Origin of the sequence: Bradyrhizobium erythrophlei, from assembly GCF_900129505.1 — a bacterium.
Lineage (GTDB): Bacteria > Pseudomonadota > Alphaproteobacteria > Rhizobiales > Xanthobacteraceae > Bradyrhizobium > Bradyrhizobium erythrophlei_D.
This window is the reverse complement of record NZ_LT670818.1, coordinates 6,490,502-6,503,485: the sequence shown is the minus strand read 5'-3', so window position 1 is coordinate 6,503,485 and position 12,984 is coordinate 6,490,502. Positions and strand designations below refer to the sequence as shown.

18 protein-coding genes are annotated in these 12,984 nt (G+C 59.1%); 13 read left to right on the top strand and 5 right to left on the bottom strand.

Annotation, left to right across the window (positions count from 1 at the left end; translation table 11 throughout):
- Positions 1–121 precede the first annotated feature (121 nt).
- Both B5525_RS30135 and B5525_RS44630 read right to left on the bottom strand, forming a co-directional pair.
- Entirely contained in the window at positions 122–400 is a 279-nt protein-coding gene (locus tag B5525_RS30135) for a hypothetical protein (protein ID WP_079569254.1), read from the bottom strand.
- A 119-nt stretch (positions 401–519) separates the two neighbouring features.
- On the bottom strand, positions 520–759 hold the full coding sequence (locus B5525_RS44630) for a hypothetical protein (protein WP_154073523.1): 240 nt from the start codon (positions 757–759) through the stop codon (positions 520–522).
- 882 nt (positions 760–1,641) lie between these two features.
- Between B5525_RS44630 and B5525_RS44625 the strand changes: the two genes are divergently transcribed.
- The 12 genes from B5525_RS44625 (at position 1,642) to B5525_RS44605 (ending at position 7,209) form a co-directional block, all read left to right on the top strand.
- A complete protein-coding gene (locus B5525_RS44625) occupies positions 1,642–2,205 on the top strand; it encodes a hypothetical protein (protein ID WP_154073522.1) in 564 nt (187 codons plus the stop codon).
- 115 nt (positions 2,206–2,320) lie between these two features.
- Positions 2,321–2,548: a hypothetical protein gene (locus tag B5525_RS30120; RefSeq protein WP_079569251.1), complete on the top strand. Its 228-nt coding sequence runs from the start codon at positions 2,321–2,323 to the stop codon at positions 2,546–2,548.
- A 168-nt stretch (positions 2,549–2,716) separates the two neighbouring features.
- Entirely contained in the window at positions 2,717–2,875 is a 159-nt protein-coding gene (locus B5525_RS44620; RefSeq protein WP_154073521.1) for a hypothetical protein, read from the top strand.
- A 14-nt stretch (positions 2,876–2,889) separates the two neighbouring features.
- Positions 2,890–3,081, top strand: coding sequence for a hypothetical protein (locus B5525_RS44615; protein ID WP_154073520.1), 192 nt, complete (start codon positions 2,890–2,892; stop codon positions 3,079–3,081).
- Positions 3,082–3,128: 47 nt separating this feature from the next.
- Positions 3,129–3,257 carry a hypothetical protein gene (locus B5525_RS47325; RefSeq protein WP_276328808.1) on the top strand — a complete coding sequence of 43 codons (129 nt, stop codon included), beginning with the start codon at positions 3,129–3,131 and terminating at the stop codon, positions 3,255–3,257.
- Between the two features lie 594 nt (positions 3,258–3,851).
- Positions 3,852–4,214: a hypothetical protein gene (locus tag B5525_RS30110; protein WP_079569250.1), complete on the top strand. Its 363-nt coding sequence runs from the start codon at positions 3,852–3,854 to the stop codon at positions 4,212–4,214.
- Entirely contained in the window at positions 4,211–4,675 is a 465-nt protein-coding gene (locus tag B5525_RS30105; RefSeq protein WP_154073519.1) for a hypothetical protein, read from the top strand. The genes B5525_RS30110 and B5525_RS30105 overlap by 4 nt, the downstream gene beginning before the upstream one ends.
- A gap of 72 nt (positions 4,676–4,747) precedes the next feature.
- Positions 4,748–5,209, top strand: a complete 462-nt coding sequence (locus B5525_RS44610; RefSeq protein WP_154073518.1) for a hypothetical protein — start codon at positions 4,748–4,750, stop codon at positions 5,207–5,209.
- A gap of 105 nt (positions 5,210–5,314) precedes the next feature.
- A complete protein-coding gene (locus tag B5525_RS30100) occupies positions 5,315–5,746 on the top strand; it encodes a hypothetical protein (protein ID WP_079569248.1) in 432 nt (143 codons plus the stop codon).
- Positions 5,747–6,170: 424 nt separating this feature from the next.
- A complete protein-coding gene (locus tag B5525_RS30090; protein WP_079569246.1) occupies positions 6,171–6,485 on the top strand; it encodes a hypothetical protein in 315 nt (104 codons plus the stop codon).
- 99 nt (positions 6,486–6,584) lie between these two features.
- Positions 6,585–6,875: a hypothetical protein gene (locus B5525_RS30085; protein ID WP_079569245.1), complete on the top strand. Its 291-nt coding sequence runs from the start codon at positions 6,585–6,587 to the stop codon at positions 6,873–6,875.
- 46 nt (positions 6,876–6,921) lie between these two features.
- On the top strand, positions 6,922–7,209 hold the full coding sequence (locus tag B5525_RS44605) for a hypothetical protein (protein WP_154073517.1): 288 nt from the start codon (positions 6,922–6,924) through the stop codon (positions 7,207–7,209).
- A gap of 13 nt (positions 7,210–7,222) precedes the next feature.
- Here B5525_RS44605 and B5525_RS30080 read toward each other — a convergent pair whose 3' ends face one another.
- Both B5525_RS30080 and B5525_RS30075 read right to left on the bottom strand, forming a co-directional pair.
- A complete protein-coding gene (locus tag B5525_RS30080) occupies positions 7,223–7,612 on the bottom strand; it encodes a hypothetical protein (RefSeq protein ID WP_079569244.1) in 390 nt (129 codons plus the stop codon).
- A gap of 51 nt (positions 7,613–7,663) precedes the next feature.
- Positions 7,664–7,924, bottom strand: a complete 261-nt coding sequence (locus tag B5525_RS30075) for a hypothetical protein (RefSeq protein ID WP_079569243.1) — start codon at positions 7,922–7,924, stop codon at positions 7,664–7,666.
- A 414-nt stretch (positions 7,925–8,338) separates the two neighbouring features.
- On the opposite strand from B5525_RS30075, the gene B5525_RS30070 reads away from it, so the two are divergent.
- Entirely contained in the window at positions 8,339–9,229 is an 891-nt protein-coding gene (locus B5525_RS30070; RefSeq protein WP_079569242.1) for a hypothetical protein, read from the top strand.
- A gap of 2,155 nt (positions 9,230–11,384) precedes the next feature.
- Here the strand turns inward: B5525_RS30070 and B5525_RS30065 are convergent.
- Positions 11,385–12,329: a tyrosine-type recombinase/integrase gene (locus B5525_RS30065; RefSeq protein ID WP_244567638.1), complete on the bottom strand. Its 945-nt coding sequence runs from the start codon at positions 12,327–12,329 to the stop codon at positions 11,385–11,387.
- Positions 12,330–12,984: the final 655 nt, after the last annotated feature.

Here is a 12,984-nt window from a genome sequence, read left to right as displayed (position 1 = left end):
CCAGCAGGTCAATATAACCCTGAGCTTCGGTGGTTAACATTGAGTTACGCTCGCCTCAACCGCCTTGCGTGAGCGGCGAGCCGCTGCCGGTTTCGCTTCCTGGCCGCTCGGCGCCGCCGCTTCATGACCCAGCCCGCTGCTCGCCGTAAAAAGCGGCTTGATAGTCCGCACTGAGCTTCTTCAACATTTCATAGACGTGGCACACCGCAAACAGTGCCCGTTCGGCCTCATCGTTCCGGGTGTTTATGAAGGGCTCGGCCATCTGCACGGCGATAATCGCCATGATCGTGCAATCAGAGATTTTGCCCTCAAGATCGCGGAATGCTTCGGCATGTCGGTCGTTGACCTCGCGCTCACTAACGTCGCGCTCGACCGCCGGGAAGTCGACGATGTTGCTCATGCCTGCCCCCCGATCAGGGCCTTGGCCGTGGTCGCAAGGGTTTCGATCAATACGCAATCGCGATCGGCGAATGCGTCGGGCTCTTTCTCGCGGCACTCCGCGGCGTAAATTATCATCGCTCAAAAGCCGGCAAGCGTGGTTGGCGCGGTCTCAGCGAATTCATCAAGCGCGTCCCACTCGGCCCCGTAAGCGTCGTCGCCAATTGGGTCTGTATCGCCCGTTACGGCGAAACGAGCGGCGCAGCGCTCGTCGAGAAGCGCGGCATAATGCGCGTATTGCTCGGGGAATTGTGCGCGCGGAATGGCCTGCTCAATATCACCCCAAAGGCCGGCGCTTATGATCTTGCCCGGTTCGATCATGCTGGGAACGTCGATCTTGCGCGGTCCAGCTATTTTGTCCGCGAGCTCGCGGAGCCGTCTGACTTCGGCCGAAGCCGCGCACGATGCCGCATGGGCCTGACGATGTGCTTCGATCGCCGCGTAGATTGGATCCGGGGCCGGCTCCGCCGTCGCAGCGCAAGCGAAGGGCAAAGCGGCAACTGCGCCGGCGGCCGCAACTGATAAAAACCGCCGCCGCGTCGGGTCGACGGGCGGAAACATGGGACGTTCGAGGGTCATGGTGGTTTGCTCACTGATTTCGGCTGATCAAAGCCGTCGCTCGGTGTCAGACCGAGCAGCCGGGGGTTGATCACCAGCCAGTGAGACTGGTCGAGACGCTTTTAAGGGCCGAAGCCCTCTGGACAGCACGCTCGCCCCCGGCCATTATCTGGCCGTTCGGAGCCGCGCCGCCAAGCGCGTCCGTCGAAATACCGCAATAGCGGCATTTCATGTCCCGCGGCCCTCGACGCCAATCGAGTGCATGATCCTTAGATGGATTTCGGGGCAGTCACTGGTCCGGGTGATCAAACCCAGTGAACAAGCTGCACCTGATTTGCTGAATTTTCAATTACCAATTCCCCTTCGGGGGAAATCGTGCTCGCATGCGCTTGACGGACCGATCGGGGTCGGTCGGTCACCAGAGGGGCTAGGACCAGATATCAACCTTGTGGCATCTTACCGATGGCAGACCAATCAATCGACGAACGAGAACGGTACGTAGCCTTTGCTACACATTGCCTACAGTTGGCGAAGGTTCCGGCCGTTCGCGAATCGCGCACCATCCTCAGAGAGATGGCTGCGGAATGGCTGAAGCTGGCCGAAGTAGCGGGCTAACCCAACCGTGCGCCTTATAGGGAATCCGAGTTGACGATCGCCAAGCCCCTTCGGGGCGGCTTTCGCGCGTCGGCCGGCTGCGCTACGGTGTTGATGGTCGCTACAATCAACGGCGAAGGGGATGATTATGATTTCGGTTTTGATCGGCGTTTTGATTATTGTCGTCGTCGGCGCAATCTGCTTTTGGGCCATCGACAAGTTTGCCAACGACCGCCGACTATCGAATCTGCTCAAATTGCTCGTGGTCCTCATCTGCCTCGGTGCCATTTTGCAACGAGTGCTACCTCTGACGTATTGATGAATGCCATCCGCCACCTGGTCGAGCTCGGGCTGAAGGCGAAGAAGAGACAGCAAGGTTTTCTTGAAGACTTCTTGCGCCGTCCTCCAGAGATGAACCCAGAGGAGCTTGAGCGATTGCGTCTCGTTCGACAGAACGAACTGAAGCGGAAATACATCTACCGATGGGACCGCCAAGGGCGCAAAGGCCAGCCCTGCAATGTGCTGGCGCGCGGCACGATGAATAGCTGCTTAGTCGAATTTGCGGACGGCTACCAGATGGTCACGAGCCGGAATGCCATCAAACGTTTTTGGTGATGCCGACGTGTGAGCAAGCACCGACTGAGTAAGGGGCCTTCTGAATTTCGGGAGGATCGGGTCAGATCTGCCGAAGCCGAAACGCTGATCTACCTAGCGCCGGGAGGAGAGTGAAATGTCCAAAAAGCCAAAGATCGAGCACGACTATGATGCGGGCAAGGACAAGCTGACCATAATCATTCACCGATATTCCCTGAAAAGCAAAAAAACTCGAGGTGCCATAATGGAAAAGCTTACGGCGAATCTCGAAAGCAAGCCCGATCGTCTCATCGCCAGCGACAAGAAGAAATCAAAAAAAGGAACAGTGATACGTGGTGAACAAAAGGCAGAGATTGGCGACTGAAGGCGAAGGTGAAATAGCAATGAGATTGCGCGAGCGGATCCATGCCACGAGACATCGCCGCCGCCGCCTCCCGTTGCGCGACCGGCTCCGCCGACGTCGCCGGCTTGTCGAGATCGGGCTGCTGAAGGTGAAGAGATGATCGACCGAACACACTGAGGGAGGTTTCAGATGCGCGTTTTAGCAATCCTGGCTCTCGCACTGTCGCTGGCCGGCTGCGAGGGCGACCGTACCAAGCACGGCATGAATGAGCGCCAGGCACAGCCACAAAGCACTGGATTGCTCATCGCGCCGACGGGTCCATCCGGCGCCTGGTCGAGCTGGCGCTGAAGGGTAAAAGCAAAATGAACCTGCGCCCAGCTGGCCGAGCATGGACGCTCGCGGAGGACGCGCAATTGGCGCTGCTCGACTCGAAAATGGAAATAGCTGTGATCGCCTGGGAATTAAAACGTACGGTGCCAGCCATACGCAAGCGAAGGACCATCTTGAACAAACGCCGGCTCGTCGAGATCGGGCTAAACGCGAAGGGAAAATGACGGGACCTCGTCCAGCAGGCCGACCGTGGACGCTTACGGACGACGATATGCTGCGCAAGCTAGTAACTTCGGGAATGAAGCCGCGGCTGATCGCCCAAAAAATGAAACGCTCCATGGGAGCCATCCAATCGCGAATTTTCCTTCTCAAAAAAGCCCCGGAAGCGGTCAGCACCTAAAGCCTGATTTGCCAAGCCCTCACGGACGGCCTTCGCGCGCCTACCCTTGCCCTCCACCGCAAGTTGCGCTTGTATGCCACCGGGTCTGGGGGGCAATCATCATGCGAACTTTGGGATTCGTGGCGCTGTGCGCTGCGTTGGGCGGCTGCGCGTCATCCGCGGCGGACATTTCACCGGCTTATGTCTCGCCGGTGGCTTATCAAAGCTACACCTGCCAGCAGCTGGCGATGGAGGCTCAGGCCATCTCGACCAGGGCGGCGACACTGTCGGGCGCACAAGCAAACGGCGGCCGAACTTGCCGAGATGAAGGGGCAGATGGTTGCGGTCGAGCAAGCTTCAATTGCCAAGAAATGCGGGATCCAGTTTGAGGGACCGCGGCCGCCGGGCACCTGATCTGCTCTGGTACACGTACGGCCGGCCCCGCATTTTAGTGGAAATTCGGCCGAAGTTCACCCTATATTGTGCCAAGCTGCCATCGGACCCGCGATTAGTAGGTGAATATTAACCGAGAATCGGGTCTGATATTGCAGCCTACAGGACGCCAAATGGCTTCATACCTTCGCAAACTGGAAGCAAGCGTGCTAAGAGGCCACCATGGCTGAAGAAGTGCTCCCGGCGGAAACCGCTACCAACATTCAATTTCACTACATCAAATCGCCTGACTACCGCGAGATAGCATGTCATGGCGCGTTAGGCGGTCCGACGCCGCAAAAAGTAATTTGGATGTCTCTGTTCTCCGAGCGGTTTCCAATACCGCGCGTGGTCGAATATGCGATTAATGGTACGCCTGGGGAGGAAGTGATGTTCGACGAAGCGGCGGCAACGCCGAGTCGCATCGAATCGCGCACAGGCGTGATCCGTCACGTCGAGGTGTCTGCCTACCTTGACCTAGTAACGGCCAAAAGACTTCACAAATGGCTCGATGAGCAGATCACCCTGCTGGAAGGTATAAAGTGAGATCAATCCTCGCCTTTCAAGCTGCGCCCGTTTCCGCGACGACCGGCCCTAAACGAATGCTTCTTGATTCTTCGATTAAAGCTGTCGGCGGCGGCTGGTACACTGCGGGTGCGCCCGCGAGCGACGAATTTACCTCGTTTGAATCCTACGACATCGAGGATTGGGACGGCTACGGCGCTCAACCGATAACCGCGGACACAGTTAGAGCAGCGCGAAGTTTTAAACGTCTCTTCGATCAGAACACTCCTCCAGCCGACATCGCGCCAGGAGCGGATGGGACAATCGGATTTGAGTGGCGCCTTGGCGTGTCCGGTGCGCCGGTTCGTATTTTGATCGACGTCGGTCCGGGAGGCCGAGTTTTTGCGCGTCGGATCGATGAGAATGGCAAGACAACGCAATTTGACACGACGCGTGTCGAGACTGCCGCTCGCCAACTGCTGCACGAAATTTTCGCGTCTTAGTCAGTCATGTGCGATGGGAGTAACCTCCACAAAGATCAGCCACTGCACGACGATGCGTGCTGGTTTCGCGTGTTGACCAACGAAGATCATCTCACGCGCGGCGGAACACTGCATTATCAGGCGCTGAAGGGTGGACAGTTCGGCCCAGCTGAACCGGGCATGAAATGGGACCATGAATTATCCGGTCGCGCACTCTGCCTCGCGGGCGATGCATCTAAAATAGAAGCTGATGGCAACGCCCGAATTGAGAGCATTAAGAAGAAATTCGCGCTTCGCGGCAAAGGACTTCCAAGCAAAATCAAATTCGTCGCCGTTGCAAGCGCAACCGCGCGTGAGGTTCGTTACAACTTTGGTAACATACTAAGTGATACGGCTTTCACCCCCAACATCGACGATCAAGCTCATTCCGATTTAGTGACGTATGGAACGTCATCGGATAATGATGTCGACGTAGTCCGGCATTGGCTGCAGACTAAATTGCGGATTACCAAAGCTAACAATTTGCAGGTCCTAGTTTCGTCTTGCGGGTGCTAACCTGAGATCCGCGCGCCTTACTCAGCTTGATCATGTGCACCGGGGGCACGCGAGCCCCAACCAGTAGCGGATTGTTCTAACCGCGCGGCCGCGCTTCAATGGCGCATGCCCGCTCTCACCCGCCGCCGATATCCTGAACGCCAGGACTGCTGGCACGTCTATTACGGCGACGTGCATGTGGGCACAATCGCGATCCGCGCCGGTGTTCCGGTCGATGTCGACCGGTGGGGTTGGGACTGCGGCTTTTATCCGCCGTCGCACCACGGTCGCCACGTCGACGGCACGGCCGAAACCTTCGAACAGGCCCGGGCCGATTTCGAGGCTGCCTGGAGAGAATATCTCCCGAAGTGCTCGGAGGCCGATTTCGAGGAATACCGCCGCGAGCGAGCGCGGACCGCTTGGAAATATCGCATGTGGGGCAAAGGCTGCAGGATGCCGACGCAATCGACAGACGGCCGGTCACGGTGCTTCTGCGGTGAGCCGATCGATATCGCTGGCGTGGATCAGCATGTCTACGCTGCCCACATGGCCGCATGAGCTGGTCGCGCCGCTTCGAGGATCCGCTCCCGCTCCCGGGTCTGCCCGTACAAGCCCCGGGTCAGGTCGCCATATCGTGATGCGACCGCCAGGTCGCATTTTTTACCGCGCCACCTATCTGAACGCGGTCATGAAATGCACACTTTGCGAGGACTGCGGCTGGGTCTGCGAAAGCCATCATGATCGACCGTGGGAAGGCAAGGATGCCTGCACCTGTGGGGGCGCCGGCATGCCATGTCCGTGGTGCAATCTGCCCGAGAAGGACGAAGAGCCGCGGCTGCCGGACGGCTTCAAAACGGAGTTCGACAAAAAGGGCTGGCGTCATTAGGACTGCGGAGCAGTTAGCCATCTCACAAAGCCGGCCGCCCGTGCTAGGATAGCAGCCGAGAGGGGGACGAATTTATTGCAAACGGGAGTTTGTGTTATGCGTACCTCGCCGTCGATTGCGCCCCATGGGCCTGAGCAAGATACTTACATTGTATTGGACGATTTTGGCTCTCTCGGTAGGGCATGGCGTGAGACCGATGAAGCTGGAGCCCATCGCGCGACGCTTGTCCGAAACTTGCTCGACGGGCAATATGAAAATCCGGTCCGCATCGTCGCCTTCAATACCACCGAGGGCTGGTCCCGTGACGTCACTGTGGACATCGCCGATGAGCTACGCCGCCGATTTGTTGAATACGACGAGGTGCCAGAGGCGGTTCTCGCCTTCATGGAAGCGGCGGCCAACAAGCACTGAGACTTGCTCGCAAAGCGCGATCGCCTTGGGCTGGCTCTGGAAGCACGAGAGTGGCACCTACGTGAAGTTCACACCCGCCGGCGCCGAGCTGTTTGCCTGATGCCATGGTCGCGGGCGTTCGAGGATCCAATCGCGCTGCCAAAAGGCAGGCAACTTCTCACCCTCGATGAGGCTGCCGCCTACATCATGAAGCTGCCGAAGGCCGAGCAGAACCTCCCTGAGTGGCAGGCGGCAACCGAGGCCCTAATCATGGCGGCGGAAGATCGCGGCCCGTTGCTGCATGCGCGCGTCGGTATGCTGCGAGCGTTGAACCGCCACGTCGAGCGCGAGTTCAATCCCGATCGGAAAGACACGCATTGGGGCAAGCGCAAGCTGACGCGGGATAGGTGATCGCGTCGCCGCGCTTTCCGGGCGGGCAATGCGGAGATCATCGGGGATGGGGAATCGCTCGCAACGCACTGAGCCAAAGCTGCCGATTTATCGTCACGCGGAAACCAAGCTGCCAACGCAATTTCCACAACTTGCTTTGGGACATGCTCTGGATGTTTGGCAGGTCCACCTGCAAAGTGGGGCCGTTGTGCAGAAGGGAATTTCAATGTCCAGAAACTTTGGCTTGCCGCGGCAAGCCGACAGCGGCTATCGCGGACCTATTTGGCCGCTTGTGGCGCTGACGCTGATCATGATCGGGTTGATCGACGTGGCGACACACCTGCATCATTGGTGACCCGAAAGGTCGGTCATGCCGCGGTGGCCTCTTCTTCGGCGCGGGAATCGAGCGCGGTCCGGTTTTCAGGTGGCGGCAACGTGCGAACGGCGCCGATGAATGATATGTTTCCGAAATGCTGCTTGGCCTTGGCGTGTTGCGCCCTCGCCGCATGCCGCGCCCAATTTGATCGGGCTTCTTTCACCGCAGCGCGGAGCCTGGCAAGGCCTCCTCTTTTCGTCGTCAGATAGATCAGCACGCGACCGACAGTCCGCTGATCAATGTTGGCCTGATTACTCATCCGTGCCTGATTTGCCTGCCTCGGCCGACAGTTTTCCGCGATCTGTTTTTGCATCTTTTCGAGCTGTTCCGGATCCGCTTCAAGCCGCAGCTTGAGCCCGGCCGCCCTTATCGCATCGAACATCTTCTCGGGTCCCAGCCGGCGCGCACCGGATGGGCGACGCACCGGGCCCGGTCAGATAAGAGGGCTCAGGACGTAGCGCGACCCGAAACCGTCGTGCTTGGACAGAATACCGAGGTGCTTGCGAGCAGCACGGAAGGATTTGTTTTCACGGATTCGCTTGTTGTCGCCGAGCAACCCAGCCAGCCGGGCTTGGCGTTCCACCTCTAGGACATCAACCGGACCGGCTGCCAAAACTTCGGTCAGGAACTCGGCAACGTCTTCCTTGCCGGTGGTCTGACTGCCATCCCCTCCCCGGTTCTCGGAGGCCGTCAAAGCCTCGTCGATAGAAGACTTGCCTGTCTTGATAGCTCACATCCAACCAGTCAAAACCTCTGTGCCGTGCGTCTGGGTTGGAACTTTTTAGACATAAGCGCTTCTTGCTGGCGATGTCAGCTCATTGAGGCAAAGCGGACTGTCGGAGCGGACAGGATCTAATCCGTCACGCGACAGGATCGGACCTATTCCCGCTATCGAATGCCGCCGAGCACTTTTCTTCTAGGCCGTTGGCGCTCTCCCTGAGCCGAGTTCCCGAAAGGCTGCCGCTATTGGCGGCCCTATGCTTTCCATCGTATCGCCTTGCTTTGGTCAAACCGGACTGGAGTGTGGGCGGGGCAGAGGTCGTCGACCCCAATGTAAATCCGCCGAGCGCCTTGCGCGGGTTAACATTGGACTATGTACGGAGCGCCAATGCATTCCACGCTGATCCCGAGACCAACTGATGATCCGGACGATTTCGTTGTTGTCGCGCCCAATGTCGTTCGGGTCGTGCCCGCGGATGAAGAGCTTTCCAAGCTGGCCAAGCTGTTGCAAGAGGCCGCGCGCCGTTCTTCGAATCCGCAGACCCGCACGGGATCCGACTTCCCACCGGTTCCACCGGTCGATACGACGTTACGCCCTGCTGTCGTCAACAATGTCCAAGTGCCAGGCGACCGACCGTCGATTGGCAAGTCGGCGGTACGCGCCTTCACCGGCTTCCTGCTGGCAGCGTGTATCGGTGTCGCTGCCATCGCCTGGCAGACCTCCGGCAATCTGGCCAAACAGATTATCGCGAAGTGGGCGCCGCAGTTCATGCTGACTTCATTGCTGCCGCTGGATAAACCGCGGCTCCCCGCTCAGCCGAGCCCACATACCGTTCAGGCGGCCGAAGCGGAGACAGCACCTCCACAACCGGCGCCTCCGGCTCAGACCGCCCCGGAAGGCGTCGCGCCGACTACTGCCGCCACTCCAGGAGAGCCGCAGCTGCTCCAGTCGATGGCGGGCGATCTCGCAACCGTCGGGCAAGAGGTCGAGCAGCTCAAAGCCAGCATCAAACAGCTCAAGGCGAGCCAAGAACAAATGTCCCGCGACATTGCCAAGGCTTCTGAGCAGAACCTGCGGCCCAAGGCATCAGCGCCTCCGCCGCGGTCGGCCGCAGCGCCGGCTCGCAAGCCGATGCCGCCATTTCCGCCCCCGCAAGCCGCAGCAACTCCCACGTTGCCGCAAGCCGCTTTCGTGCCTCAGCAACCTGAACCACAACCGCAAGCCACGGCTCAGCCGCAGGCCGAACCGGCGCCGCGGCCGCCGGTGCCCGTGCGCTAGGTCAGGTTTTGGGCACGAACCGGACCTGCCGAACGAACGGGGCGACGTCCGCTTCCGGGAGTAAAGCGGAAGACATCTGCTCGCGGCGAGTATTTCGCGTTTGGGTAGAGTCGAGATGTGGCGCGGTGGCTTTAGGTAGAACATATCTGTTGCCGCCTGTTTCGTCTGGCGGTGCCTTAGTGGTTCAGCCGTGACTCCGTTTCCACACCCACCGGGTCGCCGGAGGCGGTCGCCCGCCCCCGGTCGGGTAGGATCGAGGCGCGGACCGGGCTTCGCATGATGCCGACGTTTCCTCGATCCCCCCTATCATTCCGTACGGCGGGTTTTCCTCGATACGGCTGGAAGGCTGGCTTTCAGATGGGGCCTTCCCGGCTTCCACGCGAGCTTAAGTCTGCTCCCGACATCCGCGGCGCGTTGGCCAGTTTGCATCCACCCTTCGTACACCTCGTGGTCCAACAGTTATCCCGCACAGTGTCGGGTCGTCGACTCGATCGTGCACCGCCATGAAGTGGGATTACCACTTCCCCAGGGGTCCTCGCTCTTGCTCGAGTTATGTTGTCTCGAGCCGTCATCACTTAATCGACCCCATCCGCCCCACTTGTGGGCACATCGCGATTTCACTGCACGGCAGCTTATACGCGATGTCTTCGCTGTGCGGGAGCGCCTAGGCGACCCACGAGTGGTTCCGAGCTTTCGCTGCACATTGCTTCCTGTCATGCCGCCCTCTCCGACCCCGGGGAGTTCGAACATCGTATCGTCCAAATTCACGATGCCGACATGGTCTTCGCCATGGGAACACTGGCTCGACACTCCCGATATCTCCACAATCCGTTTCACGTAGGCGTTCATTTCGGGGCTGCACGGTTCACAACTGCTACAGCCTGACAGGTTGCTCGCCTCCCCGGACGGATCTGACCGGAACACGCTTCCAGCCACAGGAGGCTTTTACGTCCAGGCTTTCGACGGAGCGGTCACCCTTACCGTCGCTGGATATAACTACGACATCGATTGGACTCCTATGTCGGCGGGACTTCCACCCGCTGCAATGGCAGCTAGCTTCGCTGCACGCTCCCACAGAACGTGGCGTGCGGATTTCCCGCACCACGCTCTTCGGCAGTTGGTTCACAGCTTTCACTGCTATCTGTTCAAGTTTCGTTTCCATGGTCAGCTGATCTTCTCACTGAGTAGAAGGCCGTAACTCCCGTTGAATGGAGCCCATGTTGCCCAAGAACAATTCAACTACCGCTGACCGCTTCCCCAAGTAGCCGGCTCTCCCGACCGCAGAGTACTATCAGTCAGTCTGACTTCCACCCGGTCATCAGACCCTTCTCACCACTTCGGCTTGGCAGGTCCTACAGGCTTGCGCCTGAACCGGATGGATCTCCCTTGTTCACGTTGCTCCCTTTGGTTGCATGCTGGCGGTACCGAACCCCGGGAGCACCTCAGACCGCTCGCGTTGTCGCGGCCTGCGATTCCGCCTTCCCCTTTGAGCGACAGGGTCGGCTACTCCGATCACGTTCGATTTCGGGGCTATGTTCCCGTTCACTTCATTCCGGCCTACAACCTCCCTGTCTACGCTTCGCAGCGGCCGTTACCGGACGCCACGCCAGACTCGGTTCGCGGCTGCTCGCTAGGCTTTGCCGCGGCCGTCATCGCAGACGGCAGACTTCAACGCGCTTGCAAGGCGCAACGCTCATCGAACCGGACAGGCAGATCTCCCGCATCCGGCTCTCGGACAAGACTTCACGCCTTCGCTTTCGCGTGCAACGCCGTCTGCAGTTTCTGAACACTCTTCGGAGTTGATAGGTTGCCCAATCTCCAGGTCCTTCGCTACGTATTGCGTCTGTCTTGAACTGAGGTCCCTTCCCTCCACCGGCATTACCCGGCTTCAGCGGTACTACGAACCTCTCCGCCACCCCAGGGCGCCCTACGCGCGAACGAGGTTATCGAATGAAGCGGCGCAATGTCGCTTCATGGCACATAGCGTCGTTTCGCTGCTATGCAACAATACGTCGGCTATCGGGGGAATAGCGGACTCTGGCAGGCCGTCCGTCCGCCACATTTATGGTTCACGGCCCAGCCTGAATCCGTCAACGCGCGCGACCACTCGCCTTTTTCACTGTTGACGAAGTGCCAGTTCACCTGACGGGTTCGATCACCAAACCGCCGACAAATTCGGCGCCGTCCGCCTTACTGTTTCGGCGACGAACGAGGGTGCGAGATGCGCGTAATGTTTTGTCACCATGCGAACGTCGCTATGACCTAGAGCTTCGGCCACGACGATCAACCCTGCGCCCGCTCGTACCATCGTACTGGCGTAAGAATGCCGGAGTTCATGGAAGGTCATATGCTCAAGATTCGCGAACGCCAGCGCGGATTTATATTGCTCGCGATATTCGCCAGACTTCCACTGCTTGCCGTTATCCCGGGTTAGGAGAAATTCGTTCGTCCCGCGATCGGCCGCAAGCGTCGAAAAAAGTTCGGTGCCACCGTCGGTGAGTGGGACATGCCGCGGCTTTCCGCTCTTACTTTTTGCGATGAATATCGAGCCATTCACGCGATCGAAATCGCTGACCCGCAGCCGTGCGAGTTCCCCAAATCTGGCGCCAGTCATGAGGCCGGCCGCAATCAAGCGCCGCAAAGCACCGCTCGACGCGAGGAGCAACGTGTTCTGCTCGGCCGTATCCAAAAACCGAATGCGGGCGGCGGTTGTGCCTTTGAATGGCTTGACGAGCCGCCAGGCCGTGTCGTCCGTCACCAGGCGTTGATGATACGCCCAATTAAGTGCCGCCTTCAGAACCGTCAGGATGCGATTTGTCGAATCTCGCCGACGTCTCATGCCTTCTTCGTCTGCCGGGTCGACGACCACGATCCTATTTTGCACCGAACTTTTGCCGGTCCGGAATCTCTTCGGCTTTTTCGAAAGAACATCTCGCCAATTGCGGAGCCGATCCGTGGTGAGATCCGCAACCCGCAACTTTCCGAGCATAGGGCTGATATGAGCGTTAAAGGCCGACCGGACGTCGCTCCTGGCCCCCTCGTTTTCTTTCATCGAAAGGTATTTGTTCAGGACGTCGTCGACGGTGAGCTGCCGGCTCACGGGGCCGCCTGTTCTCAATGATCGAGCCCAGGCCCGGGCCGCATCTTTGGCTTGCTCGTGTGTAAGCGTGCCATCGGTGGCCACCAGATCGTCGGCTCGGCCGAGACGCGTCTGGACACGGACACCATCGATGCAGCGTGTGGCTGCGAGCCATGTCCCACCGCGACCGTGCGTCCCTCGTCCGCGGCGGTACCCAAGGCGGACGCCCGGCCCGGTAATCTCCCATTCAGGGGCGTCAGACGCCGGCAGCGCGGCGCGGCTGGTTCGGCTAGACAAGACACTTCGGCGGCGGGCCATGGCAATCCACTTTCGAGATTCGTTGTCGGTTTCGTTGTTTTGTGCCTGCTGAAACCGCCTGATATCCGCTGATAGTAGATGCGGGAAAACGTTTGTAAATCAAGACTCTAATGGAGTGTCATGAGGTATCACATGGTGCAGTGCGGCCCCTTTCACGGTGGAGAGAGCGGTTCGATTCCGCTAGGGAGCGCCAATGATTTCAATTGGTTAGCTCTCCTTCTCCCTTCGGTGTCCGCCGACTTTCCGTGAAACCATTTTAAGCGCCCCGCGAAGCACTCCGGAAACAGAGGCGGCCTAGCGTTCCCTTCGGTCAAACAACGGGGTGCGACTATGGCAACCTTACTTAATGCGATTTACC

Coding starts and splice junctions, on each gene's coding strand:
- B5525_RS44615 (WP_154073520.1), top strand. CDS start 2,890: ATGAACCTGCGCCCAGCTGGCCGAGCATGGACGCTCGCGGAGGACGCG.
- B5525_RS30070 (WP_079569242.1), top strand. CDS start 8,339: ATGCATTCCACGCTGATCCCGAGACCAACTGATGATCCGGACGATTTC.
- B5525_RS30110 (WP_079569250.1), top strand. CDS start 3,852: ATGGCTGAAGAAGTGCTCCCGGCGGAAACCGCTACCAACATTCAATTT.
- B5525_RS30100 (WP_079569248.1), top strand. CDS start 5,315: ATGCCCGCTCTCACCCGCCGCCGATATCCTGAACGCCAGGACTGCTGG.
- B5525_RS47325 (WP_276328808.1), top strand. CDS start 3,129: ATGCTGCGCAAGCTAGTAACTTCGGGAATGAAGCCGCGGCTGATCGCC.
- B5525_RS44630 (WP_154073523.1), bottom strand. CDS start 759: ATGATCGAACCGGGCAAGATCATAAGCGCCGGCCTTTGGGGTGATATT.
- B5525_RS30080 (WP_079569244.1), bottom strand. CDS start 7,612: ATGTTCGATGCGATAAGGGCGGCCGGGCTCAAGCTGCGGCTTGAAGCG.
- B5525_RS44620 (WP_154073521.1), top strand. CDS start 2,717: ATGCGCGTTTTAGCAATCCTGGCTCTCGCACTGTCGCTGGCCGGCTGC.
- B5525_RS30120 (WP_079569251.1), top strand. CDS start 2,321: ATGTCCAAAAAGCCAAAGATCGAGCACGACTATGATGCGGGCAAGGAC.
- B5525_RS30090 (WP_079569246.1), top strand. CDS start 6,171: ATGCGTACCTCGCCGTCGATTGCGCCCCATGGGCCTGAGCAAGATACT.
- B5525_RS44605 (WP_154073517.1), top strand. CDS start 6,922: ATGGGGAATCGCTCGCAACGCACTGAGCCAAAGCTGCCGATTTATCGT.
- B5525_RS30135 (WP_079569254.1), bottom strand. CDS start 400: ATGAGCAACATCGTCGACTTCCCGGCGGTCGAGCGCGACGTTAGTGAG.
- B5525_RS30085 (WP_079569245.1), top strand. CDS start 6,585: ATGCCATGGTCGCGGGCGTTCGAGGATCCAATCGCGCTGCCAAAAGGC.